Below are 19840 nucleotides of genomic sequence, written 5' to 3' on the forward strand. Positions count from 1 at the left end.
CTGGGAACTCCCCCTCTGTCATGGCACCTGAGAGTTTCACCGTGGGAGACACGGCTTTCACCTTGGGTGAGGCGCGGGTGCGCCTGCTTTCCAGAGTGGCCTCGCGCGAAGCGGTAACAGGTACCTGAGAGATTCTGGGGAGTTTGCTCCTTCGGTGCCCCACTGACGTCGTGAGGACTCTCCCGCCCCGGCTCTACGGCCCGATCTGCAGTTGTGGCGGTTACGGTACCCGGCCCGTTCGAGGTCCGTCTACTTCACCCGGGCAACGCCACATCAGTTTTCGAGCGCGGCTCGACGCACGACGCTCCCGGCCAGCGCGGGCGGGCGCCGCACCCGCCCCGAGGGCAGGACCAGGCGTTTCAGCGGCCCGCCCAGCGGCACCGGCGGGTGCCCGGCGCCGAGCAGCACCTGCTCGACGATCTGCTCGGCGAGCCACGCCACCGCGTCGTTGAGCCGGTCGAGCGAGGGGTGGTCGCCGTCGAAGACGTCCTCGTCGGCGAGCGTCACCTCGAAGTACTCGCAGCCCGGCGGCACCGAGATCGCGTCCTCGATCGCCTTCGCGCCCTCCTCGGGGTCGGAAAACCCGGCTTCGAGCAGCGGCTCGCGGTAAATCCGCGCTGCCCGCTCGCGCATGCGGGGGCCGTAGCGGACGACGACCGGGAGCCGGCCGGTCAGGTCCGGCACGGCCAGGCCGTGCAGCAGCATGATCGGCGGCACCGAGTGCACCAGCCGCGGCGCGGGCCCGGCCAGCTCGCGGGCGGTGATCCGGACGCGGTCGGCCATCGCGTCCGGGAGGCCGAAGTAGCGGAAGTCGACGTTGCCGAACCCGAGGCCGTCGGCGACCAGCGACGCGAGCAGTTCGCCGTAGCCCCAGATCGGCGACAGCACCACCACGGGCGGCGCGGAGACCACCGGCGACGGCGCAGGCGGGCGCGTCGCCTCCTGCTCGGGCACCTGGATGACCAGCCGCGGCGGCTCGTGCCAGTCGTGCACCTCGGCGACCCGCCAGTACAGCCCGAGCGGCCGCCACAGCTCGCCGAGGATGTCGTGCTCGAGGATCCGCCGCACCTCGGCGTCGTCGTGCGGGAAGTCCCGCGGCGGCACGATCCCGACGTAGTGGTGGTAGGTGACGCGGACCTCGTCCCCGCGGGTGGCGGACCGGATCCGCATCTCCCAGTCGACCGGCGACGCGGCGATGGCGTTGGCCACCTGGGTGCCGGGCGAGGAGTAGACGAGCGCGGTGGCCTGCCGCAGGAACTGCCCGGCCCGGTCGATGCCCTCCCGAAGGGCTTTCGCGGCGTGCGCGACGTGCACCGGACTGGCGAGGGAGTCGGGCAGCACCCCGGCAACGCGCAGGAGGTCGGCCTCGCCGAGCCCGGTGACTTCGGCGAGCTGAGCCCAGTGATCGAAAACGGTCACCTTCGGCGCGTGCCGGTGCTCGATCCAGCTGCGCAGCGTCGACGTCGGGACGCCGATCCGCCGGGCGGCCTCGTCGAGGGAGAGGCCTTTCGCGCGGATGCCCGTCCGGACCGCTTCCGCCCACTCGTCGGCGCGCCAGTGCGTCACCTCACAAAGCTAACGCAGCTCCTGGCTCGTAACGATCGAGCAGCCGACGCAACACCGGCCCCCGATGGCGCGACACCAGTCCCGTCCGCGGAAGGAGACCGGCTATGACGACGGAACCCCGCGCCCCCCGACGCCGACTCGTGGTCGCCGGTCTCGCGCTCGTAAGTGTCGCCGCGGTGGTCGTCATCGCGGTGTCGATCGCACTGGCCGTGGACCGGAGCTCCGGTCCCGCCAGGAGCGAGCCGGACTACGAAGCGGTGGTCCGCGACACGGTGTCGATCATCTTTCCCGGCACCGTGGCCTCGGCGGACCAGGTGCAGGAGCTCCTGCCCAGCTCGAAGCGGTCCACGGACATCGCGTGCGACAACCTCGCCCACATGCCGCGAAGCGAGGTCGTCGGGTACACCGCCGTATCGGTGGGCGACAAGGCGAAGGCCGACATGCTGGTCGCGTCGATGGAGCGGAACGTCTGCTCTCGCAAATAGGCCCGCACGAAGCTGACGAAACCCGCTAGCTTTGCGCAGGGACGAATCGCCCATTCGGCGTCGACGCTGGTGAGCATGACCACCACCATCATCGCCCTGACGCTCATCGTCGGCGTGCTCACCTTCGCCGCCGGCGCCTTTCTCGCCTCGGAGATCGCCGTTCGCGTGCTGCGGCGGCGCGAACGGCTCGTCTCCGAGGAGCGCAAGAAGCTCAACGCCGCCTGGACCTACCTCCGGGAGGTGTACGGCGTCAAGAAACCGACCAAACGTTAGATCGGGGTGACGTAGGCGCCCGAGATGCCGCCGTCGACCAGGAACTGGGACGCCGTGATGAAGCTGGCGTCGTCGCTCGCCAGGAACGCCACCGCCGCCGCGATCTCCTCCGGCTCGGCGAAGCGACCCACCGGCACGTGCACCAGGCGCCGCGCGGCGCGTTCCGGGTCCTTCGCGAACAGCTCCTTGAGCAGCGGCGTGTTCACCGGGCCCGGGCACAGTGCGTTGACGCGGATGTTCTCCCGCGCGAACTGCACGCCCAGCTCGCGGCTCATCGCCAGCACGCCGCCCTTGGACGCCGTGTACGAAATCTGCGACGTCGCCGCGCCCATCACCGCGACGAACGACGCCGTGTTGATGATCGAGCCGCGGCCCTGGCGCTGCATGTGCGGCAGGACGGCCTTGCAGCAGTGGTACACCGACGTCAGGTTGACGCGCTGGACCTTCTCCCACGCCTCGATGCCGGTGGTCAGGATGGAGTCGTCCTCGGGCGGTGAGATCCCCGCGTTGTTGAACGCGACGTCGACCGAGCCGAACTGCTCCACCGTGCTGTGGAACAGGTTCTCGACCTGCTCGGCGTCGGTGACGTCGGTCTGGATGAACGCGCCGCCGACCTCGTCGGCCGCGGCCTTGCCCGAATCCGGCGTCAGGTCGCCGATGACGACCTTCGCGCCTTCGCTCGCCAGGCGCCGGGCCGACGCGAGGCCGATGCCGCTCGCGCCGCCGGTGATCACCGCGACGCGGCCTTCGAAACGCTGGACCATTACTCCTCCGTGCTGAGAAAGACGTTCTTGGTTTCGGTGAACGCCGCCGCGGCGTCGGGGCCCAGCTCGCGGCCGAGGCCGGACTGCTTGAACCCGCCGAACGGCGTCCAGTAGCGCACCGAAGAGTGCGAGTTGACCGACAGGTTGCCGGCTTCGACGCCGCGCGCCACGCGGAACGCGCGACCGGCGTCGCGGGTCCAGATCGACCCGGACAGGCCGTACTCGGTCGCGTTGGCCATCCGGATCGCGTCGGCTTCCCCGTCGAACGGCACGACCGCGACGACCGGGCCGAACACCTCCTCCGCCACGGCCGGGTGCCGCAGGTCGGGCGGGGTCAGGACGGTCGGCGGGAACCAGTAGCCGGGCCCGGCGGGCGCGCTGCCGCGGAACGCGACCGGCGCGTCGTCCGGCACGTAGGACGCCACCTTTTCCCGGTGCCCGGCCGAGATCAGCGGCCCCATCTCGGTCTTCTCGTCGCCGGGGTCGCCGACGACGACGCCGTGCACCGCGGGCTCCAGGAGCTCCATGAACCGGTCGTACGCGCTCGCCTGCACCAGGATCAGCGACCGCGCGCAGCAGTCCTGCCCCGCGTTGTCGAAGACGCCGTAGGGCGCGGTCGCCGCGGCCTTCTCCAGGTCGGAGTCGGCGAAGACGATGTTCGCGTTCTTGCCGCCCAGCTCCAGCGTCACGCGCTTCACCTGCGCCGCGCAGCCGGCCATGATCTGCTTGCCGACCTCGGTGGAGCCGGTGAAGACGACCTTGCGCACGCCCGGGTGGTCGACGAACCGCTGGCCGACCACGGATCCCTTGCCGGGCAGCACCTGGAAGACGTCCTCGGGGATGCCCGCCGCACGGGCGAGTTCGCCGAGCCGGACGGCGGTCAGCGGCGTCAGCTCGGCGGGCTTGAGGACGACGGTGTTGCCGGCGGCGAGCGCGGGCGCGAAGCCCCAGCCGGCGATCGGCATCGGGAAGTTCCACGGCACGATCACGCCGACCACGCCCAGCGGCTCCTGGAACGTGACGTTGACCCCGCCCGGTACCGGGATCTGCTTGCCGATCAGGCGTTCCGGCGCGGCGGAGTAGTAGTTGAGGACGTCGCGGACGTTGCCCGCCTCCCAGCGGGCGTTGCCGATGGTGTGGCCGGAGTTCTCGACCTCGAGCCGCGCGAGGTGCTCGATGTCGGCCTCGACGGCGTCGGCGAAGCGCCGCAGCAGCCGCGCGCGGTCGCCGGGCGTGACGTCGCGCCAGGCCGGGAACGCCGCCTGCGCGCGGGCGATCGCCGCGTCGGTCTCCTCCGCGCTCGTCAGCGGGACGGTCCGCACCACCTCCTCGGTGGCGGGGTTCCGGACGTCGAACGTCGTCATCGCTTCTCCTTGCTCGCTTCGACCAGGGCCTGGAACAGCCGCACGTCGTCGCTGTCCTGCTCGGGGTGCCACTGCACGCCCAGGGTGAACTCGCCGGGCACTTCGGCGGCCTCGATCGTGCCGTCGGCCGCCCAGCCCACCGGGTCCAGGCCGGCGCCGAGCCGGTCGATCGCCTGGTGGTGGTAGCACAGGGTCTTGGTTTCCGGGCCGAGGATCGCCGCCGCCCGGCTGCCCTCGGCGAGCGTGACCGTGCCGCGGCCGAACGTCGCGGGCGCGGGCTGGTGCTCGGTGGCCCCCGTCGCCTCCGGCAGGTGCTGGACCAGCGAGCCGCCGAGGGCGACGCTCATCACCTGCAGGCCCCGGCACACGCCGAGCACCGGCTTTCCGGCGCGCCGGGCCGCTTCGAACAGGCCGAACTCGAAGGCGTCCCGGTCCGGCCGGGTGTAGGTCGCGGGGTGCGCCTCCCGGCCGTAGCGCTCGGGCTCGACGTCGGCGCCGCCGGTCAGCACCAGGCCGTCCACTGTGGACACGAGCCGGTCGTGCTCGGCCGACACCGGCGGCAGCAGCACCGGGATGCCGCCGGCCGCGACGACGCAGTCGACGTACACCCGGTGCAGCAGCACGGCTTCGGTCTCCCAGACCAGGAACTTCGCGGGTTCGAGGTAGCTGGTGAGGCCGATGACCGGTTTAGAGGCGCTCGAAGCCACGGACGAGCTCCCAATCGGTGACGGCGGCGTTGTAGGCGTCGATCTCGATCTTGGCCGCGTTCAGGTAGTGGTCGACGACGTCGTCGCCGAACGCCTCCCGCGCCAGCTCGCTGCCGGCCAGCGCCGCGGCCGCCTCGGGCAAGGTGGTCGGCACGGTGCCCCGGTCGGAGTTGTACGCGTTGCCGGCGAAGGGTTCTTCCAGCTCCAGCTCGTTCTCGATGCCGTGCAGCCCGGCGGCGATCAGCGCGGCGACGGCCAGGTACGGGTTGACGTCGCCACCGGGCACGCGGTTCTCCACGCGCAGCGACTCGCCGTGCCCGACCACGCGCAGCGCGCACGTCCGGTTGTCGGTGCCCCACGCGATCGCGGTCGGCGCGAAGCTGCCGGGCACGAACCGCTTGTAGGAGTTGACGTTCGGCGCGAAGAAGTAGGTCAGCTCGTGCAGCCCGGCGAGCTGGCCGGCGAGGAACTGCTCCATCAGCGTCGAGAAGCCGTGGTCGTGGTCGCCCGCGAGCACCGCGCGCCCCTCGGTGGAGCGCAGGCTGATGTGGATGTGGCAGGAGTTGCCCTCGCGCTCGTTGTACTTCGCCATGAAGGTGAGGCTCTTGCCCTCCTGCGAGGCGATCTCCTTGGCGCCGTTCTTGTAGACGCTGTGGTTGTCGCAGGTCGACAGCGCGTCGGTGTAGCGGAAGGCGATCTCCTGCTGGCCGGGGTTGCACTCGCCCTTGGCCGACTCGGGGTACAGGCCGGCGCCGGACATCTCGTTGCGGATGCGGCGCAGCAGCGGCTCGAGCCGCGCGGTGCCGAGCATCGAGTAGTCCACGTTGTACTGGTTGGCCGGCTTGAGGCCGTGGTAGCGCTTGTCCCAGGCGGCCTCGTAGGTGTCGTCGAACACGATGAACTCGAGTTCGGTCCCGACGTAGGCGGCGAGGCCGCGCTCGGCGAGCCGGTCGAGCTGACGGCGCAGGATCTGGCGCGGCGACACCGAGACCGGGCCGCCCTGCACGCGCTCGACGTCGGCCAGGACCAGCGCGGTGCCCTCGTGCCACGGGATCTCCCGCAGCGTGTCGAGGTCCGGGCGCAGCACGAAGTCGCCGTACCCGCTCTCCCACGAGGAGAGCGCGTAGCCGTCGACGGTGTTCATGTCGACGTCCACGGCCAGGAGGTAGTTGCACGCCTCGGTCGCGTGCCCGACCACTTCGTCCAGGAAGTACTCCGCCGAGCAGCGCTTGCCCTGCAGCCTGCCCTGCATGTCCGTGATCGCGACGAGCACCGTGTCGATCGTGCCCGCTTCCACGCGCGACCGGAGTTCGTCGAGCGTGAGCATGCCTCGTCTGCGTGCCATCAGCCGCCCCAAAGGTTTGATGCGAATCCTTTGCGGGTCCTTCCTACCCGGTGGCGCCCGCGCGGTCAACCGGAACAAAGGTATTTTGCTGAACCATTGGATGGACGGCCGGTATGCCCCGTTTGCCCGGCTGAGAAGAGTCTGTGAATTCCGCTCGACCGGGAGGAATCCGGGGTACTCCCACGTTGAACGGGGCAGGAGAGGTGAGATCGATGACCACAGCATTCACGCAGCAGAGCACGCTCGGACAGCAGCAGGCGCGGCCCCAGTTGCCCACCCTGCCCACCGGCTGGCCGATCGGTTCGTACGAGTCCTACGAGCAGGCGCAGCGCGCGGTCGACCACCTCGCGGGCGCGGACTTCCCGGTCACCGACGTCACGATCGTGGGCGTCGAGCCGATGCTCGTGGAGCGCATCGCGGGCAAGATGTCCTGGGGCCGCGTCCTCGGCAGCGCGGCGACGTCCGGTGCGATGTTCGGCTTGTTCCTCGGCCTGGTGCTGAGCCTGCTGAACCCGGGCGCCGGCCTCGTCCCGATCGTGATCGGCCTGGTCGCCGGGCTCGGGTTCAACCTGCTCTTCGGCGCACTGGGCTACGCGGCCAGCCGCAACAAGCGCGGGTTCGTCTCCCAGAGCCAGCTGGTCGCGCGCCGGTACGACGTCCTGTCCCAGCCCCGCAACGCCGAGAAGGGCCGCGCCCTCCTGGCGGACCTCGCGGCGCGCAGCGCGTTCGGCCACTGACGCCGAGACCCGAAGGCCACCTCCCCCGGGAGGTGGCCTTCGTCGTGCCTGGGCACGCCTCAGCTCGCAGCCTCCCCTACCGGGCACCCCTCACCCGACCACAGCGCGAGCACGCCCCCAGCTCCCCGCGCACACCTCAGCCCCAGCCCCCACCACCGGGCACCCCTCAAGTCCCCGACGACACCGCCGGCACGTCCGGCAGTTCCGCCGGGTCCGGCAGCTGGGGCGCCCGGCCCGCGCGCAGCAGGTCGCCCCACCGGCCGCGGTCGTAGCGGGCCGGTGGTGTCTCGGCCAGGAACTCGCGCAGGATTTCCAGGAACCGCTCCGGGTCGGACCGGTGCGGGAAGTGGCCCGCTCCCTCGAAGAGCACCAGCCTGCTGCCCGGCATCGCCCGGTGGGCGCGCAGGGCGTGGCCGCTCGGCACCACCCGATCGTCGGTCCCCCACACGAGCAGGGTCGGGATCCCCTCGGTCAGGTAGCAGCGGTCCAGCATGTTGACCACCTGGCCACGCCAGTCGACGACCGACCGCAGGGTCCGCAGGAACGCCGAACGCGTGCTCGGCTCGACCAGCCGGGCGTAGCGGGTGAGCACGTACTCGAGGTCCGCGTCCAGTCCCGCGGAGATCCGCAGCAGTTCGGCGAACCCGCGCAGCACCGGCCGCGCGGGCGCCGCGCCCAGCAGGGGCAGCACGAGTCCCGCGCCCGGCGCGGCGGCCAGCCTCAGCAGCGGGTGCACGCTCGCCCCGACGCCACCCGAGCCGACCAGCACCAGCCGTTCACAGCGTTCCGGGAACTGGTAGGCGAACTGCATCGCGACGCCGCCGCCGAGCGAGTGCCCGATCACGGTCACCCGGTCGACGTCGAGCGTGGTCAGCAGGTCGCGCATGCCGCACGCGTAGGCCGCGACGGAGTAGTCCGCGCGCGGCTTGGCCGACGCGCCGTGGCCGAGCAGGTCGGGCGCGATCACGGTGTGGTCGGCCGCGAGCGACGCCAGCAGCTCCAGCCACGTCGCCGAGTCGTCGCCGATGCCGTGCAGGAACAGCAGGGCGGGCCCGCTCCCGGCCATCCGGTAGGCGCGCTCGTACCCGTGGACGACCCGTGTGCGCGGGGCGAGGGGGTCCGCCCCGGACTCCGTGAGTGGCACGGGCCCAGCTCAGCACGCTCGCGTTCGCGGGGCGTTTCGCGCACGTTGGGATCGGGTGAACACCCCGCGCGCCGGAAGACCGAAGACCGCCCCCGGACGGTTTCCGGAGGCGGCCTTCGTCGCGTCAGGAGCGGCCCCGACCTCCGCTCCTGGTGGCTTTCACCTGGTCGGCGGCGCCGGTGTCGTCGAGGACGGCGACGGCGGGGTGGTGCTGGTCGCCGGCGGCGCCGTCACCTTCGGGATCGCCGCGCTGAACGGGACGCCCCCGTTCTCGCGGCACGCCGAGCGGTACCCGTTGTAGCCGTTGTAGTTGCCCTGGTCGTCGGTGACGCCCTGCTCGACCTGCGGCCGCGGGAACCGGTTGTCCGCGCCGATCTTCTCCTTGGTGCCGCTGGAGCGTTCGCAGCCGTAGCGGGTCAGCGTGAGCGGCCTGCCCGCCTCGTCGTAGAGGTAGACCTCGGTCAGCGGCTTGCCCTCGGCGTCGAAGGCGTAGACGTTCTCGACCTCGTGGCCGCCGTACGTCAGCTGGTCGTTGCCGTACCGGTCGGACGACGACGGGTAGTACGACGGCGAGCTCGAGTACGAGTTCCGGTGCGAGATCAGGTCGACCGCGGCGCCGAACCCGCCCAGGATGCCGCCGATGACGAACGCCGAGATCGGCACGGCCACCCACAGCAGCCGCCGGTCGCCGCGCAGCCGCGGGCCCGCCCACACCGCCGCGCCGCCCGCGACGAGCAGGAACGGCAGCAGCAGCACGGCGCCGCGCGAGCGCAGCATGAGCAGCAGCCCGAAGGCGATCAGCACGACGGCGCAGACGATCCACCACGCCGGCTTCAGCGAAGCCAGGTAGCTCAGCGCCTTCCCGGAGTCCTCCTGCTCGCGCCCCTTGGCCAGCGTCCGCCGCAGCCACCCCACCTCCGGCAGCGCCTGCACCGGCTCGACGCCGCCCCGCAGCAGCAGGAACAGGCTGACGAGGAACACCGGCAGGAAGAGCACGGCACCCAGGAGCACCTCGGGTCGGAGGCTGACGGCCGAGCCGAACGCGAACAGCGCGAGCGCCACCGCGCAGAGCGCCAGGCCCCAGAACGCGACCCGCGGCTTCGCGAGGCTCGGCGTCTTCGTGGCGGTGGCGAGCACCTGCGTGGCCCCTTCGGCCGGTGGCGGGTACCCGCCGGACGCGCGCAGCTCGGCCGCGTAGCTCTCCGGGGTGCCGAGCCGTTCGATCAGGGCCTCGACGCGGGCGCCCTCCCCCAGTTCGGCCTCGAGCTCGGCCAGGTGCGGCCGGACGTCCTCGAGGATTTCTTCGATCTCGCTCGCGGGCAGGTCGGCGAGCGCGGTGCGGACCCGCGCCAGATACACCCGCACGGCGGTCGGCTTGTCGCTCATGCTGCCTCTCCCAAAAGCACGTTCATCGTCCGTGCGAAGCTCTGCCAGGTCTTCCCCGACTCCGCGAGGCGGAGCCTGCCCGGTTCGTTCAGGCTGTAGTACTTGCGGTGCGGCCCCTCTTCGCTGGGCACCACGTACGAGGTGAGCAGGCCGGCCTTGTACAGCCTGCGCAACGTCCCGTACACCGACGCGTCCCCCACCTCGTCCAGGCCGGCGCTCCTGAGTCTTCGCAGGACGTCGTACCCGTAGCCGTCTTCCTCGCGGAGCACCGCGAGCACGGCGAGATCGAGCACCCCTTTGAGCAGCTGACTGATCTCCACTGCACCCTCCAGTCTTACGCTTGGAAAGGTACCACGCATTGCACAGTAGTGCGCACGGCAGACCGCCGAACGGGCGTGTCGGGGGTTGTCCGGGCTCCGAGCACCGCGTCCTGCTGCTAGGGGTGAGTGATGGATCTGGTCAAGACGGACTTCCAGGTGATCGACGAGCGCTTCGAGCGCGTCAACGGCGACGAGTGGATGCAACGCCTGTACACGGGCTGCCGCTGGACGGAAGGGCCGGCGTACTTCCCGGCGGGGCGTTACCTGGTGTTCAGCGACATCCCGAACGACCGCACACTGCGCTGGGACGAGACGACCGGCCGGGTCGGGGTGTTCCGTCAGCCGTCCGAGTACGCGAACGGGCACACCGTCGACCGCCACGGACGGCTGATCAGCTGCGAGCAGGGCCGCCGCCGGGTGACGCGCACGGAGCACGACGGCTCGATCACCGTGCTGGCGTCGGAGTTCGAGGGAAAGCGGTTCAACAGCCCGAACGACGTCGTCGAGCACTCGGACGGGTCAATCTGGTTCACCGACCCGAGCTACGGCATCGACAGTGACTACGAGGGGTACAAAGCGGAGAGCGAGATCGGGGCGTGCCACGTGTACCGCGTCGCCCCGTCGGGCGAGGTGCGGATCGTCGCGGACGACTTCTCGCGGCCGAACGGCCTGGCGTTCTCGGCCGACGAGTCCCTGCTGTACATAGTGGACACCCGGCAGCAGCCGAGCCACATCCGGGTCTTCGAGGTGGGCGCGGAGGGCAAACTGACGGGCGGCGCGGTGTTCGCGACGTGCGACGCGGGCGTGTTCGACGGAGTCCGCGTGGACAGCGAAGGCCAGGTCTGGGCAGCGGCCCACGACGGCCTGCACTGTTTCGCGCCGGACGGAACGGCGATCGGCAAGCTCCGCATCCCGGAGATCTGCTCGAACTTCACCTTCGGCGGCGCCCGGGGGAACGAACTGTTCATCACGGCATCCAGCTCGGTGTACACGCTGCGGGTCACGGTGAACGGGGCTCGCTACCCGCGCTAGCCGGTGCGGATCAGCCGAGTGCGCCGGTTCGGACCCGCTCGACCACCACATCGCAGCACGTCAACCGAGTACGCCTGCCCGGACCCGCTCGACCACCGCGTCGCGGCGCCAGGCTCGGCTCACCTGGACCAGCCATGCCGCCTCCGTGGTCACGTCCGCGTCCGGGAGCGGGTCCGTCATCTCGCCGCGCTCGAAGCGCCGGCCCGCGCGGCCCGCCTCGATCGCCGCCGCCAGGGTCACCGCCTCGACCGTGGCCGCCAGGTCGGCTTCGCGGACTCCCGCCCTGCGGGCCGCCGCCTCGGCTCGGGGTGGGAGCTCCGGGTCGAAGTGGGCTCGGAGCGCCAGGTGACCGTCGCGGATCTCGATCACCCGGCGGTACAGCGCGAACTCGGCGCCGCCCGCGAGCTCGCGGCCCGGGTCGAGCGCGATGCCCGGGACCGCCGCGCGCAACGCCGTCCACAGTGGCTCGATGCGGCGGTACGCCCGGTACGCGCGCACCCGCCCGAGCACCGACGACACCGCCGGCGACCACGCGCTGAGCGTCGCGCCGGCCGTGACGAACCCGATCGTCGCCGCGGCCAGGACCGACGACGGGAGGTCCTCACGCGCGCCGATCCGCGCGGTCTCCGCCAGCCGGCGGACGTCGTCGATGTCCCAGAACGTCCACGCGACCGCCGCGCCGACGCCGACCACCAGCAGCCACAGCCCGGTGCGCAGCGGTCCCGGCTCGGCCTGCCACGCGCTGCGGGCGAAGATCGCGATCAGCAGGCCGAGGCTGACCAGGCTGTAGAGCAGGAACAACGCCTTGTCGGCCAGGGCGAAGGGCAGGCCGCTGCCCGAGAAGACCGTGTCGTCGCCGACGCGTTTCGGCGCGGAAAGCGTGAAGCACACCGCGAGCAGCGCCATCGTCGCGACGGTGAACAACGCGTGCGGAGCGAGCCGGGCGCCTTCGCCGCGCCACACCGATTGCGTGAAGGCGACGGCGAAACCGATCGCGCCGAGCTTCAGCTCGTCACCGGCCAGGGTCAGGACCCACTCCGCGACCGGGCCCGGGCCGACGAGGGCGGTCATCGCCGGCGTCAGCACGAGGATGCCGGTGGCGATGCAGATCCCGAAGCCGGCGAGGTACCACATCGTGCGCACCGGCTGGCTGTGCCGCGCTTCGACGAGCTTGTACCCGAAGCCGGCGAAGCCCACGACGCAGAGGTAGTAGGCCAGCGTCTCGATCACGGCGTACGACGGCGGGAACGGCCGCCGAAGAGGGAGTCGAAGCGCCGGACGCCGTCTGGGACGTCGGGTGCGGGTTCGCGCGGCTCTTCGGGGCGCACGACGCGTTGCGCGAGCAGCGAAGCGACGAGCTCGGCTTCGCGCTCTTCGACCTCGGTGTAGGTGGTGCGGCCGAGCACGCGCCGGACCAGCTCGGGCGAGAGGTTGGGCATGAGCTGACGCCCGGCGGCGGCGTCGATCGCGACGCCGTCCGCGCTGCCGTCGGGGCCGGTGTGGCCGCAGAGGAGGTGACCGACCTCGTGGAGCAGGATGTGGCGCCGGTGCAGGGCGGTGGTGTCGGTCGGGTAGAGGATGTAGTCCGCGCGTTCGGTGCTCATGAGCAGGCCGCAGGGCGCGCCTTCGGGGGCGCTGACGGGCATGAGCTCGATCGGCCGGCCGCGATCGGCGGCCAGGCTCGCGACGAAGGCGCGGGCATCGAAGGGCTCGGGCAGGCTGACGGCATCGGCGACTTCACGCGCCCGCTTCCACAGCGCGCGGCTCGGCCGCCGCCGCCACGATGGTCGCGCCACCTCAGGCCTCCTTCACCACGCCACGGCCGAACGGCTCCAGCCGGATCAACGCGGTGCCGCCCGCATGGTTGCGCGGCCGGGGCATTTTTCGGCGCCCGGCCGCGAAAGCCGGTTCCCGTCCGGCGAGCCGAACCCCGGAGCGGCACATCCCGGCTGCGCGGGACCGGCCGCTGAGAGCACTGCGCCGCGCCGCGCACTCCCGGCGATTCGCGGCACCGCTCGACAGTCGCTTCGCCGCGGCGCACCCTTGACTGCTCACGACCGCACCCCGCAGGCAATCCGGCGCCCCGCACACCCGGCAGCAGCTCCGCCGCAACGCGACCCGCGGCGGGATCCACTCACCCCGATGCCCCGCAGACTATCCAGGCCGTAAGGCGCCTCGCGCGTGAGGGACCGCGCTGCGGCCCGCACCTCAGGATTCCCTCTTCGGTCCGCCGCGGCCGGCCTCCCTCCTGGCGATTGCGTCGATCATGTCGCTGATCGTGTCCAGCCCGTCCGCCGAGAGGGTCACCGCTCGCAGGGCCAGGTCCCGGACGCCGGCGTCGCGCAGGGCGCCCAGCAGGGCCAGCTCCTCCGCGATCTTCCTGCTCTGCTCGTCGTCGAAGAAGTACGCCGGGGGCACGCCGAAGAACTGGGCCAAGGCCTCCAGGTGGCGCTTGGTCGGGTTGTCGCGGCGGCCTGTGCGCAGCTGCCACAGGTAGGTCGTCGAGAAGCTCTCGCCCGTCGCCTCGCGGCAGGCCTTCGCGACCTCTTCGTTGCTGTACGGCTCCCGATCGGGCCTGCGGACCACGTGGAACAGCCGGTCGATCTTGTCGGCCAGCGTCGACTTTCCGGGCTCCTTGACCACGATGCACTCCCTCAGCTGCCAGGCACATTCATCCTAGCTGAAAGCTGAACACCATTTATCAACGCAAGTTGGCCCGAGGCCGCGGTTGGCACCGTGGACACGAGAACGACGACCGGTTCATGAACGGCTCCCGCCGGATCGCCGTGCCGCACCGGTGGCACGGCAGGCCCTCCTGGCCGTACGCGTCCAGGGACCGGTCGAAGTACCCCGACTGCCCGTTGACGTTCACGTACAACGCGTCGAACGACGTCCCGCCCGCGCCCAGCGCCGCGGTCATGACGTCCGAGGCCGCGGACAGCAGCTCGCGTCCCTTCGCGAGCGTCAGCTTCTCCGTCGGACGCGCCCAGTGCAGCTTCGCGCGCCACAGCGCTTCGTCCGCGTAGATGTTGCCGATGCCCGACACGAGCGTCTGGTCCAGCAGCGCCCGCTTGATCTCGGTGCGCCGGGACCGCAGCGCCCGGACCGCCGCGTCGAGGTCGAACGCCGGGTCCATCGGGTCACGCCCGATGTGCGCGATCGTGTCGGGCAGCAGGACGTCGCCGCCCGTGTCGTGGAGGTCGTCCAGCGCCAGGCCGCCGAACGTCCGCTGGTCGACGAACCGCAGCTCGGGGCCGTCGTCGGCGAAGCGGAGCCGCACCCGGAGGTGCTTCTCGTCCGGCGCGCCCTCGGGCTGGACGAGCATCTGCCCGCTCATCCCCAGGTGCGCGAGCAGCGCCTCCTTGTCGGACAGCTCCAGCCACAGGTACTTGCCGCGGCGCCGCGCCGCCTCGACGCGCGTGCCGGCCAGCCGCTGCGTGAAGTCCTCCGCGCCCAGCGCGTGCCGGCGGATGGCGCGCGGGTGCAGGACCTCCGCCTCGCGGATCGTCCGGCCGGCGACGTGCGCCTGGAGGCCCAGGCGGACGACTTCGACCTCGGGGAGTTCGGGCATGCGGTCATTGTGCCCGGCGGGTACGACAGTTTCCGGAACCCCTACGGAGCGGCCGGTCCGACGTCGGCCTTCGTCGACGGAACCCGGGTCGTGCCGAACGCGTGGTACTCGTCGGCGCCGACGTCGAACGGGCCCGTGCGGGCCTGCAGGTCGAAGTCCTTCGCCGCGTACGGGCACGAACCCACGCCGGCGTCGATCGCCGGGCTTCCGGCGGCCAGCCGGTAGAGCCCGGCCGCGTCCTTCACCAGCTTCGGGTCCACCGAACGGGACGGGATGCCCGCCACGGCACCGAACGTGATGGTGCCCTCGTACTCGACCGTCGACCCGTTCGGCAGCGTCACCGGATCCCCGACCCGAAGAGCAGGTTGCCCTCGACGGTGCTGCGGTTGCCGTGGCGCAGCACGATGTCCGGGCACGACGACCAGCGCCGCGACGATCAGGGGAACGAAGGAAAGACGCATCCGCCACCCTCTCGGTGAGCACGAACGCGGCGGATGGCCACACGCCACTGAGCGGTCCGGGAAACCGTCGACGACGGTCCCGGTGATCAGGACTCCGGGTCGTCCTTCTTCTCGGCTTCGAGCTCGGCGGACAGCGAGCGCCACGCCGTCTCGGCGGCCTTCTGCTCGGCTTCCTTCTTCGTCGAGCCGGTGCCGTGCCCGAGGGGACGGCCGGCGACGAGCACCGTGGCCGTGAACTCCTTGCGGTGGTCCGGACCGGTGTCTTCGACCTTGTACTCGGGCACGCCGAGACCGGCCGACGCCGTCAGCTCCTGCAGGCTCGTCTTCCAGTCGAGGCCCGCGCCGCGCAACGGCGCTTCGGCGAGCAACCCGTCGAAGAGGTGGTGCACGAGCTTGCGGGCGATCTCGATGCCGTGCGCGAGGTAGACGGCACCGATGACGGCCTCGAGGCCGTCGGCGAGGATGCTCGCCTTGTCCCGGCCGCCGGTGAGCTCTTCGCCCTTGCCCAGCAGCAGGTGCGCCCCGAGCCCGCCCTCGCCGAGCCCGCGGGCGACCCGCGCCAGTGCGTGCATGTTGACCACGCTGGCGCGGAGCTTCGCGAGCTGACCTTCGGGCAGGTCGGGGTGGGTGGTGTAGAGGTGGTCGGTGACGACCAGGCCGAGCACGGCGTCACCGAGGAACTCGAGCCGCTCGTTCGGCGGCAGACCCCCGTTCTCGTACGCGTACGAGCGGTGGGTCAGCGAAAGCCGGAGCAGCTCGGGGTCCAAGGTGACCCCGAGCGCTTCGAGCAACGGTGCCGGATCGGCTGCTGGTCCCCCGGGCGTCTTGCCCCCCATGTCGGCTACCCGATCAGGCGGGCTCGACGACCTGGCGGCCGTTGTGCTGGCCGCACGACGGGCACGCGACGTGCTGGAGCTTCGGCTGCTTGCAGGCGCGGTTGGAGCAGGGCACCAGCTGCACCGGAGCCGCCTTCCACTGGCTGCGGCGGGAGCGCGTGTTGGATCGCGACATCTTCCGCTTCGGGACGGCCACGAGTAGATCTCCTTATGACGGTCTGCTCGCGGTGGCGAGCGAACTTTCCTCCGGAACGAGCTGGGCGCTCGTCAGGCTTGCTCAGCTGGGCCCTGCGCAGGCTTCTCGCCCGCATTCTCGTCGAATCGCTCCACGAGTGCGGCCCACCGAGGGTCTATCTTCTCATGCCCGTGTCCGGGCTCGAGATCGGCCCACTTGACGCCGCACTCGACGCACAGCCCGGCGCAGTCCTCGGTGCACAGCGGCGCCAGTGGCAGGGCGAGCACGACGGCGTCGCGGACGATCGGCTCGAGGTCGATCTTGTCGTCCACCAGCCGGGGGATCTCGTCCTCTTCGGTGGTCTCCTCGGTGGCCGACCCCGGGTAGGCGAACAGCTCCTGGACCTCGACCTCGACCTCTTCGGTCAGCGGGTCGAGGCAACGGGCGCAGGCGCCCTTCGCCACGGCCGTCGCGGTGCCGCTGACGAGCACGCCTTCGACGACGGACTCGAGCAGCAGGTCGAGTTCCAGCTCCGAGCCGGCCTCGATCGTGATGACGTCGGGGACGCCGAGCGGCGTCTCCACCGGCACGCTGCGCCGGACGGCGCGGCTGAGGCCGGCGTGACGGCCGAGCTCACGGGTGTCGAACACCCAGAGGCTGCGGTCGTCGAGCTGGGGGGTCTTGTTCTCGGACATCCACTCCAGGGTACGCACTGGTCGCCACCCCTTTTGAGCTGGTCCCTCCCGGGTCCGGGCGTGACGTGCGCGAGCGCGGGCCCGAGAGACTCGTCACACCTGGTAGTCGTACAGCGTCGGCCGGCCGCCCGAGTTCGGGAGGTTCGCCGGCGACCGCAGGTGGTTGCGGCCCGAGTCCACCGTGCGCAGCGTCGTGGCCAGGAGCTCCGAGAACTCCGCCAGCTTGCCGTCCACGTACGCGTCGCAGTCCTGGCGCTGGCGGTCCGCCTCGGCGTGGGCCTCGTCGACGATGCGGGCCGACTCGGCGTGGGCCGCCTGGACGACCTCCGTCTGGGCCACCAGCCTCGCCTGCTCGGCGCGGCCGTCCTCGATGGCGCGGTCGTAGGCGTCACGACCGGCCTGGATCATGCGCTCGGACTCGGCGCGGGAGCGGTCCGTGAGGTTCTGGTACTCGGCCTGGCCCGCCGCGACCGTGCGGTCCGCCTGGTCGTGGGCGTCGGCGAGCATCTGCTCGGCGCGGGCGCGGGCGTCGGCCAGGATGCGCTCCGCCTCGTCCGTCGCGTCGGCGATCGCGCGCTCGGCTTCGGCGTTCGCGCCGGCGACCGTCTCCCCCGCCTCCTTGCGGGCGGCGTGGATCAGGTCGTCGCGCTTGTCGAGCACGTCCTGGGCGTCGTCGACCTCCGCCGGCAGCGCGTCGCGCACGTCGTCGAGGAGCTCCAGCACGTCGCCGCGCGGCACGACGCAGCTGGACGTCATCGGGACGCCGCGCGCCTCCTCGACGATGGTGACGAGCTCGTCGAGCGCCTCGAAAACCCGGTACACGGCAACTCCAATCCCCTGTCGCTGAGATCAGTCTGCCCGCATCCGGCGCCGAACCGGTGCACGCGACCGGCGCCGGGCGTGTCCCCGTGGTCCACGCCCGGCGCGGGGCTCAGGAGTTCAGGTCGACGCGCTTGAACGTGGCGTAGTGGTCGGGCGTGTAGGCCACCTCGCCCGCCTTGCCCGTGATCACCCGGTCGTTCGTGCCCACCGGGAACAGCTTGTAGTAGCCGGACGCGCAAGCCGGCAGGACGCCTTCGCGGTTCTCGTACGCCGTGCCGGCCGAGGTGCCGTTGCGGGCGTTGTCCACGACCGTGCGGGCCGCCGACGAGAGCTGCGAGTAGCCGATGCCGGTCAGCTTCGACAGATCGCCGCACTTCGCGGGCGTGCTGCCACCGCCGACGTCGATGACCTGGAAGGTGGCGTAGTGGTCGCCGGTGTAGAAGTACTCGCCACCCGATCCGGTCACGATGCGCCGCGTGCCGCGGTTGCTCGAGCCGGGCGTCGGCACCGTGTACTCGTGGTAGTAGCCCGACGCGCAGGACGGGAGGACGCCCTCGCGGTTGTCGAAGACGACGCCGTCGTTCTGCGGGTACGGGAAGGGACCACCCTTCTGGATGAGGTTGTACGTCGTCGTCGCTTCGGCCGGCAGCGCCGGGAGCGTCGTGTGCGTGAACCCGGAGAGGTTCCCGCAGGAGTTCTGGGCCGCGACGGCCGGTGAATCCGTCACCGCTTCGGCGGCGGTGACCCCCATGGACAACGTGGCCAGGAGCGCGAAAAGGACCGCGACCAGGCGAGATCGGTAGTTGGTCATTTTCGGACCGTAACCCGATCGGATGATCGTCAGAAGGCGAGAACGTGAACTCCGGCACGCCCGGCCGGAAGTCCCGACGAACGTAGGGGGCCGAACGAAGGGAACCGGGCGCCCCGGGTTGCGGAAGTCCGATCAGGACCGTTCAGCGGCCGAGCTTCGGGAACTTCTCGGTGAGCCGCTCGTAGACGACCGGCGGCACCAGGTGCTCGATGTCGCCGCCGAGGGCCGCGACCTCCTTCACCAGGGAGCTCGACACGAACCCGTACGCCGGGTTGTTCGCCATCAGCAGCGTCTCGACGCCGGTCAGCTCGCGGTTCATCTGCGCCATCTGCAGCTCGTAGTCGAAGTCGCTGACCGAGCGCAGGCCCTTGGCGACCGCCGCGATGTCGTTGTCGCGGCAGTAGTCGACCAGCAGGCCCTCCCACGAGTCGACGCGCACGTTCGGCAGCTTCGCCGTGATCTCGCGCAGCATCTCCAGGCGCTCTTCGATCTCGAAGAGGCCCTTCTTGCTCTTGTTCACCCCCACCGCGACGACGACCTCGTCGAACAGCACGCTGGCCCGTTCGACGATGTCGAGGTGGCCGTTGGTGGCCGGATCGTAGGAACCGGGACAGACCGCACGCCGCATGGCGCGGACGCTACCGTGCCGGACCCGGTTTCCGCCGCGTGGCTCACGCCACAGGCGTGAATTCGGCCCAGAAGACCGCCGTGTCCCCGTACTTCTTCGCGCGCGAAGGCTCGAAACCGGCCGGCCAGTCCGGCTCGCCGTCGCGGGCCGCGCGCTCGACGACGACCAGCGCCGACGAACCCAGCCAGCCCCCCGACGCCAGGGAAGCGAGCACCTTGCCGAGCGCCGCCGCGTCCACGGCGTACGGCGGGTCGGCCAGGACCAGGTCGAACGACGAGGGCGCGGGCGCCGCGACGACCGTCTCGACCTGCCCGGCGCGGACCGTGCCGCCCAGGCCGAGCGCCGCGACGTTGCCGCGCAGGACGTCCACCGCCCGCCGGTCGGCCTCGACGAACAGGGCGTCCGCCGCGCCGCGCGAGAGGGCTTCGAGGCCGAGGGCGCCGGAGCCGGCGTAGAGGTCCAGGACGTGGGCGCCGTCCAGCTCACCCGCCGTTTCGAGGGCGTTGAACAGCGCTTCGCGGACGCGTTCCGACGTCGGCCGGGTGCCCTTCGGCGGCACCTTCAGCCGCCGCCCGCCCGCCGTCCCGGCCACGATCCTGGTCACCCCCTGATTGTGAGCCGATGACACGTGGCACTCAGAACCGGGACATCGGTGTGCCCGCCGGAGCCAACGCGTAGAGTCGTTCTTCGCCCTCGGAGGCGATCCAGAGCTGTCAAG

23 protein-coding genes, 1 pseudogene and 1 riboswitch are annotated in these 19840 nt (G+C 71.3%); of the genes and pseudogenes, 4 read left to right on the forward strand and 20 right to left on the reverse strand.

Going from position 1 to position 19840, the window contains the following annotated elements; translation table 11 throughout:
- Nucleotides 1-5: 5 nt before the first annotated feature.
- A riboswitch (glycine riboswitch) is annotated at nucleotides 6-104 on the reverse strand.
- Between the two features lie 169 nt (nucleotides 105-273).
- On the reverse strand, nucleotides 274-1566 hold the full coding sequence (locus ACYVLJ_RS32635; protein ID WP_460441559.1) for a helix-turn-helix domain-containing protein: 1293 nt from the start codon (nucleotides 1564-1566) through the stop codon (nucleotides 274-276).
- Between the two features lie 104 nt (nucleotides 1567-1670).
- Here ACYVLJ_RS32635 and ACYVLJ_RS32640 point away from each other — a divergent pair, with 104 nt between their 5' ends.
- Together ACYVLJ_RS32640 and ACYVLJ_RS32645 are read left to right on the forward strand one after the other, a co-directional pair.
- Nucleotides 1671-2051, forward strand: coding sequence for a hypothetical protein (locus ACYVLJ_RS32640; protein WP_460441560.1), 381 nt, complete (start codon nucleotides 1671-1673; stop codon nucleotides 2049-2051).
- 75 nt (nucleotides 2052-2126) lie between these two features.
- Entirely contained in the window at nucleotides 2127-2324 is a 198-nt protein-coding gene (locus ACYVLJ_RS32645) for a hypothetical protein (RefSeq protein ID WP_451974914.1), read from the forward strand.
- Here the strand turns inward: ACYVLJ_RS32645 and ACYVLJ_RS32650 are convergent.
- From ACYVLJ_RS32650 to ACYVLJ_RS32665, 4 genes are read right to left on the reverse strand one after another with little or no spacing between them, the layout of a single operon-like run.
- Nucleotides 2321-3088 carry a 3-oxoacyl-ACP reductase gene (locus tag ACYVLJ_RS32650; protein WP_451974916.1) on the reverse strand — a complete coding sequence of 256 codons (768 nt, stop codon included), beginning with the start codon at nucleotides 3086-3088 and terminating at the stop codon, nucleotides 2321-2323. The two genes, ACYVLJ_RS32645 and ACYVLJ_RS32650, sit on opposite strands and share 4 nt — an antisense overlap.
- A complete protein-coding gene (locus tag ACYVLJ_RS32655; RefSeq protein WP_460441561.1) occupies nucleotides 3088-4452 on the reverse strand; it encodes an aldehyde dehydrogenase family protein in 1365 nt (454 codons plus the stop codon). The genes ACYVLJ_RS32650 and ACYVLJ_RS32655 overlap by 1 nt, the downstream gene beginning before the upstream one ends.
- Entirely contained in the window at nucleotides 4449-5159 is a 711-nt protein-coding gene (locus ACYVLJ_RS32660) for a gamma-glutamyl-gamma-aminobutyrate hydrolase family protein (protein WP_451974920.1), read from the reverse strand. Before ACYVLJ_RS32660 ends, ACYVLJ_RS32655 begins: the two co-directional genes overlap by 4 nt.
- Nucleotides 5140-6486 carry a glutamine synthetase family protein gene (locus ACYVLJ_RS32665; protein ID WP_460441623.1) on the reverse strand — a complete coding sequence of 449 codons (1347 nt, stop codon included), beginning with the start codon at nucleotides 6484-6486 and terminating at the stop codon, nucleotides 5140-5142. The genes ACYVLJ_RS32660 and ACYVLJ_RS32665 overlap by 20 nt, the downstream gene beginning before the upstream one ends.
- A 230-nt stretch (nucleotides 6487-6716) precedes the next feature.
- On the opposite strand from ACYVLJ_RS32665, the gene ACYVLJ_RS32670 reads away from it, so the two are divergent.
- Nucleotides 6717-7241 (forward strand): YflT domain-containing protein, encoded by a 525-nt coding sequence (locus ACYVLJ_RS32670; RefSeq protein WP_451974922.1) that lies wholly within the window; start codon nucleotides 6717-6719, stop codon nucleotides 7239-7241.
- A gap of 166 nt (nucleotides 7242-7407) precedes the next feature.
- Here ACYVLJ_RS32670 and ACYVLJ_RS32675 read toward each other — a convergent pair whose 3' ends face one another.
- The 3 genes from ACYVLJ_RS32675 to ACYVLJ_RS32685 form a co-directional block, all read right to left on the reverse strand.
- Nucleotides 7408-8307 (reverse strand): alpha/beta fold hydrolase, encoded by a 900-nt coding sequence (locus ACYVLJ_RS32675; RefSeq protein ID WP_451975202.1) that lies wholly within the window; start codon nucleotides 8305-8307, stop codon nucleotides 7408-7410.
- Between the two features lie 237 nt (nucleotides 8308-8544).
- Nucleotides 8545-9771 carry an HAAS signaling domain-containing protein gene (locus ACYVLJ_RS32680; RefSeq protein WP_460441562.1) on the reverse strand — a complete coding sequence of 409 codons (1227 nt, stop codon included), beginning with the start codon at nucleotides 9769-9771 and terminating at the stop codon, nucleotides 8545-8547.
- Nucleotides 9768-10091, reverse strand: coding sequence for a PadR family transcriptional regulator (locus ACYVLJ_RS32685; RefSeq protein WP_451974926.1), 324 nt, complete (start codon nucleotides 10089-10091; stop codon nucleotides 9768-9770). Before ACYVLJ_RS32685 ends, ACYVLJ_RS32680 begins: the two co-directional genes overlap by 4 nt.
- Before the next feature lie 129 nt (nucleotides 10092-10220).
- Here ACYVLJ_RS32685 and ACYVLJ_RS32690 point away from each other — a divergent pair, with 129 nt between their 5' ends.
- Nucleotides 10221-11123 (forward strand): SMP-30/gluconolactonase/LRE family protein, encoded by a 903-nt coding sequence (locus ACYVLJ_RS32690; RefSeq protein ID WP_460441563.1) that lies wholly within the window; start codon nucleotides 10221-10223, stop codon nucleotides 11121-11123.
- A 60-nt stretch (nucleotides 11124-11183) separates the two neighbouring features.
- On the opposite strand, the gene ACYVLJ_RS32695 is transcribed toward ACYVLJ_RS32690, so the two are convergent.
- The 12 genes and pseudogenes from ACYVLJ_RS32695 to rsmD form a co-directional block, all read right to left on the reverse strand.
- Nucleotides 11184-12353 (reverse strand): MAB_1171c family putative transporter, encoded by a 1170-nt coding sequence (locus ACYVLJ_RS32695; protein ID WP_460441564.1) that lies wholly within the window; start codon nucleotides 12351-12353, stop codon nucleotides 11184-11186.
- The gene (locus tag ACYVLJ_RS32700; RefSeq protein WP_451974932.1) at nucleotides 12350-12919 is read right to left on the reverse strand and encodes a hypothetical protein; all 570 of its coding nucleotides are present in this window, start codon (nucleotides 12917-12919) and stop codon (nucleotides 12350-12352) included. The genes ACYVLJ_RS32695 and ACYVLJ_RS32700 overlap by 4 nt, the downstream gene beginning before the upstream one ends.
- A gap of 412 nt (nucleotides 12920-13331) precedes the next feature.
- Nucleotides 13332-13766 (reverse strand): helix-turn-helix domain-containing protein, encoded by a 435-nt coding sequence (locus ACYVLJ_RS32705; protein ID WP_451974934.1) that lies wholly within the window; start codon nucleotides 13764-13766, stop codon nucleotides 13332-13334.
- Nucleotides 13767-13824: 58 nt separating this feature from the next.
- Nucleotides 13825-14694, reverse strand: coding sequence for a bifunctional DNA-formamidopyrimidine glycosylase/DNA-(apurinic or apyrimidinic site) lyase (gene mutM / locus ACYVLJ_RS32710; protein WP_451974936.1), 870 nt, complete (start codon nucleotides 14692-14694; stop codon nucleotides 13825-13827).
- A gap of 41 nt (nucleotides 14695-14735) precedes the next feature.
- Nucleotides 14736-15044, reverse strand: a pseudogene (locus ACYVLJ_RS32715) (choice-of-anchor Q domain-containing protein); the annotation flags it as partial.
- Nucleotides 15045-15241: 197 nt separating this feature from the next.
- Nucleotides 15242-15991, reverse strand: a complete 750-nt coding sequence (gene rnc, locus ACYVLJ_RS32720) for a ribonuclease III (RefSeq protein ID WP_451974938.1) — start codon at nucleotides 15989-15991, stop codon at nucleotides 15242-15244.
- Between the two features lie 13 nt (nucleotides 15992-16004).
- Complete coding sequence (gene rpmF, locus ACYVLJ_RS32725) at nucleotides 16005-16187, reverse strand: 50S ribosomal protein L32 (RefSeq protein ID WP_003090635.1); 183 nt, start codon at nucleotides 16185-16187, stop codon at nucleotides 16005-16007.
- A gap of 71 nt (nucleotides 16188-16258) precedes the next feature.
- Entirely contained in the window at nucleotides 16259-16861 is a 603-nt protein-coding gene (locus ACYVLJ_RS32730) for a YceD family protein (RefSeq protein WP_451974940.1), read from the reverse strand.
- A gap of 93 nt (nucleotides 16862-16954) precedes the next feature.
- The gene (locus ACYVLJ_RS32735; RefSeq protein WP_451974942.1) at nucleotides 16955-17683 is read right to left on the reverse strand and encodes a DivIVA domain-containing protein; all 729 of its coding nucleotides are present in this window, start codon (nucleotides 17681-17683) and stop codon (nucleotides 16955-16957) included.
- Nucleotides 17684-17792: 109 nt separating this feature from the next.
- Nucleotides 17793-18494 carry a ribonuclease domain-containing protein gene (locus ACYVLJ_RS32740; protein ID WP_460441565.1) on the reverse strand — a complete coding sequence of 234 codons (702 nt, stop codon included), beginning with the start codon at nucleotides 18492-18494 and terminating at the stop codon, nucleotides 17793-17795.
- Between the two features lie 142 nt (nucleotides 18495-18636).
- Nucleotides 18637-19122, reverse strand: a complete 486-nt coding sequence (coaD, locus tag ACYVLJ_RS32745) for a pantetheine-phosphate adenylyltransferase (RefSeq protein ID WP_451974946.1) — start codon at nucleotides 19120-19122, stop codon at nucleotides 18637-18639.
- Nucleotides 19123-19165: 43 nt separating this feature from the next.
- Complete coding sequence (rsmD, locus tag ACYVLJ_RS32750) at nucleotides 19166-19726, reverse strand: 16S rRNA (guanine(966)-N(2))-methyltransferase RsmD (protein ID WP_460441566.1); 561 nt, start codon at nucleotides 19724-19726, stop codon at nucleotides 19166-19168.
- Nucleotides 19727-19840: the final 114 nt, after the last annotated feature.

The sequence above is a fragment of the Amycolatopsis stemonae genome, assembly GCF_054781455.1.

Excerpts from the sequence above, each read along its gene's own strand:
- ACYVLJ_RS32640 (WP_460441560.1), top strand. The coding sequence starts at position 1,671 with ATGACGACGGAACCCCGCGCCCCCCGACGCCGACTCGTGGTCGCCGGT.
- ACYVLJ_RS32645 (WP_451974914.1), top strand. The coding sequence starts at position 2,127 with ATGACCACCACCATCATCGCCCTGACGCTCATCGTCGGCGTGCTCACC.
- ACYVLJ_RS32650 (WP_451974916.1), bottom strand. The coding sequence starts at position 3,088 with ATGGTCCAGCGTTTCGAAGGCCGCGTCGCGGTGATCACCGGCGGCGCG.
- ACYVLJ_RS32655 (WP_460441561.1), bottom strand. The coding sequence starts at position 4,452 with ATGACGACGTTCGACGTCCGGAACCCCGCCACCGAGGAGGTGGTGCGG.
- ACYVLJ_RS32665 (WP_460441623.1), bottom strand. The coding sequence starts at position 6,486 with ATGCTCACGCTCGACGAACTCCGGTCGCGCGTGGAAGCGGGCACGATC.
- ACYVLJ_RS32670 (WP_451974922.1), top strand. The coding sequence starts at position 6,717 with ATGACCACAGCATTCACGCAGCAGAGCACGCTCGGACAGCAGCAGGCG.
- ACYVLJ_RS32675 (WP_451975202.1), bottom strand. The coding sequence starts at position 8,307 with ATGGCCGGGAGCGGGCCCGCCCTGCTGTTCCTGCACGGCATCGGCGAC.
- ACYVLJ_RS32680 (WP_460441562.1), bottom strand. The coding sequence starts at position 9,771 with ATGAGCGACAAGCCGACCGCCGTGCGGGTGTATCTGGCGCGGGTCCGC.
- ACYVLJ_RS32690 (WP_460441563.1), top strand. The coding sequence starts at position 10,221 with ATGGATCTGGTCAAGACGGACTTCCAGGTGATCGACGAGCGCTTCGAG.
- mutM (WP_451974936.1), bottom strand. The coding sequence starts at position 14,694 with ATGCCCGAACTCCCCGAGGTCGAAGTCGTCCGCCTGGGCCTCCAGGCG.
- rnc (WP_451974938.1), bottom strand. The coding sequence starts at position 15,991 with ATGGGGGGCAAGACGCCCGGGGGACCAGCAGCCGATCCGGCACCGTTG.
- ACYVLJ_RS32730 (WP_451974940.1), bottom strand. The coding sequence starts at position 16,861 with ATGTCCGAGAACAAGACCCCCCAGCTCGACGACCGCAGCCTCTGGGTG.
- ACYVLJ_RS32740 (WP_460441565.1), bottom strand. The coding sequence starts at position 18,494 with ATGACCAACTACCGATCTCGCCTGGTCGCGGTCCTTTTCGCGCTCCTG.
- coaD (WP_451974946.1), bottom strand. The coding sequence starts at position 19,122 with ATGCGGCGTGCGGTCTGTCCCGGTTCCTACGATCCGGCCACCAACGGC.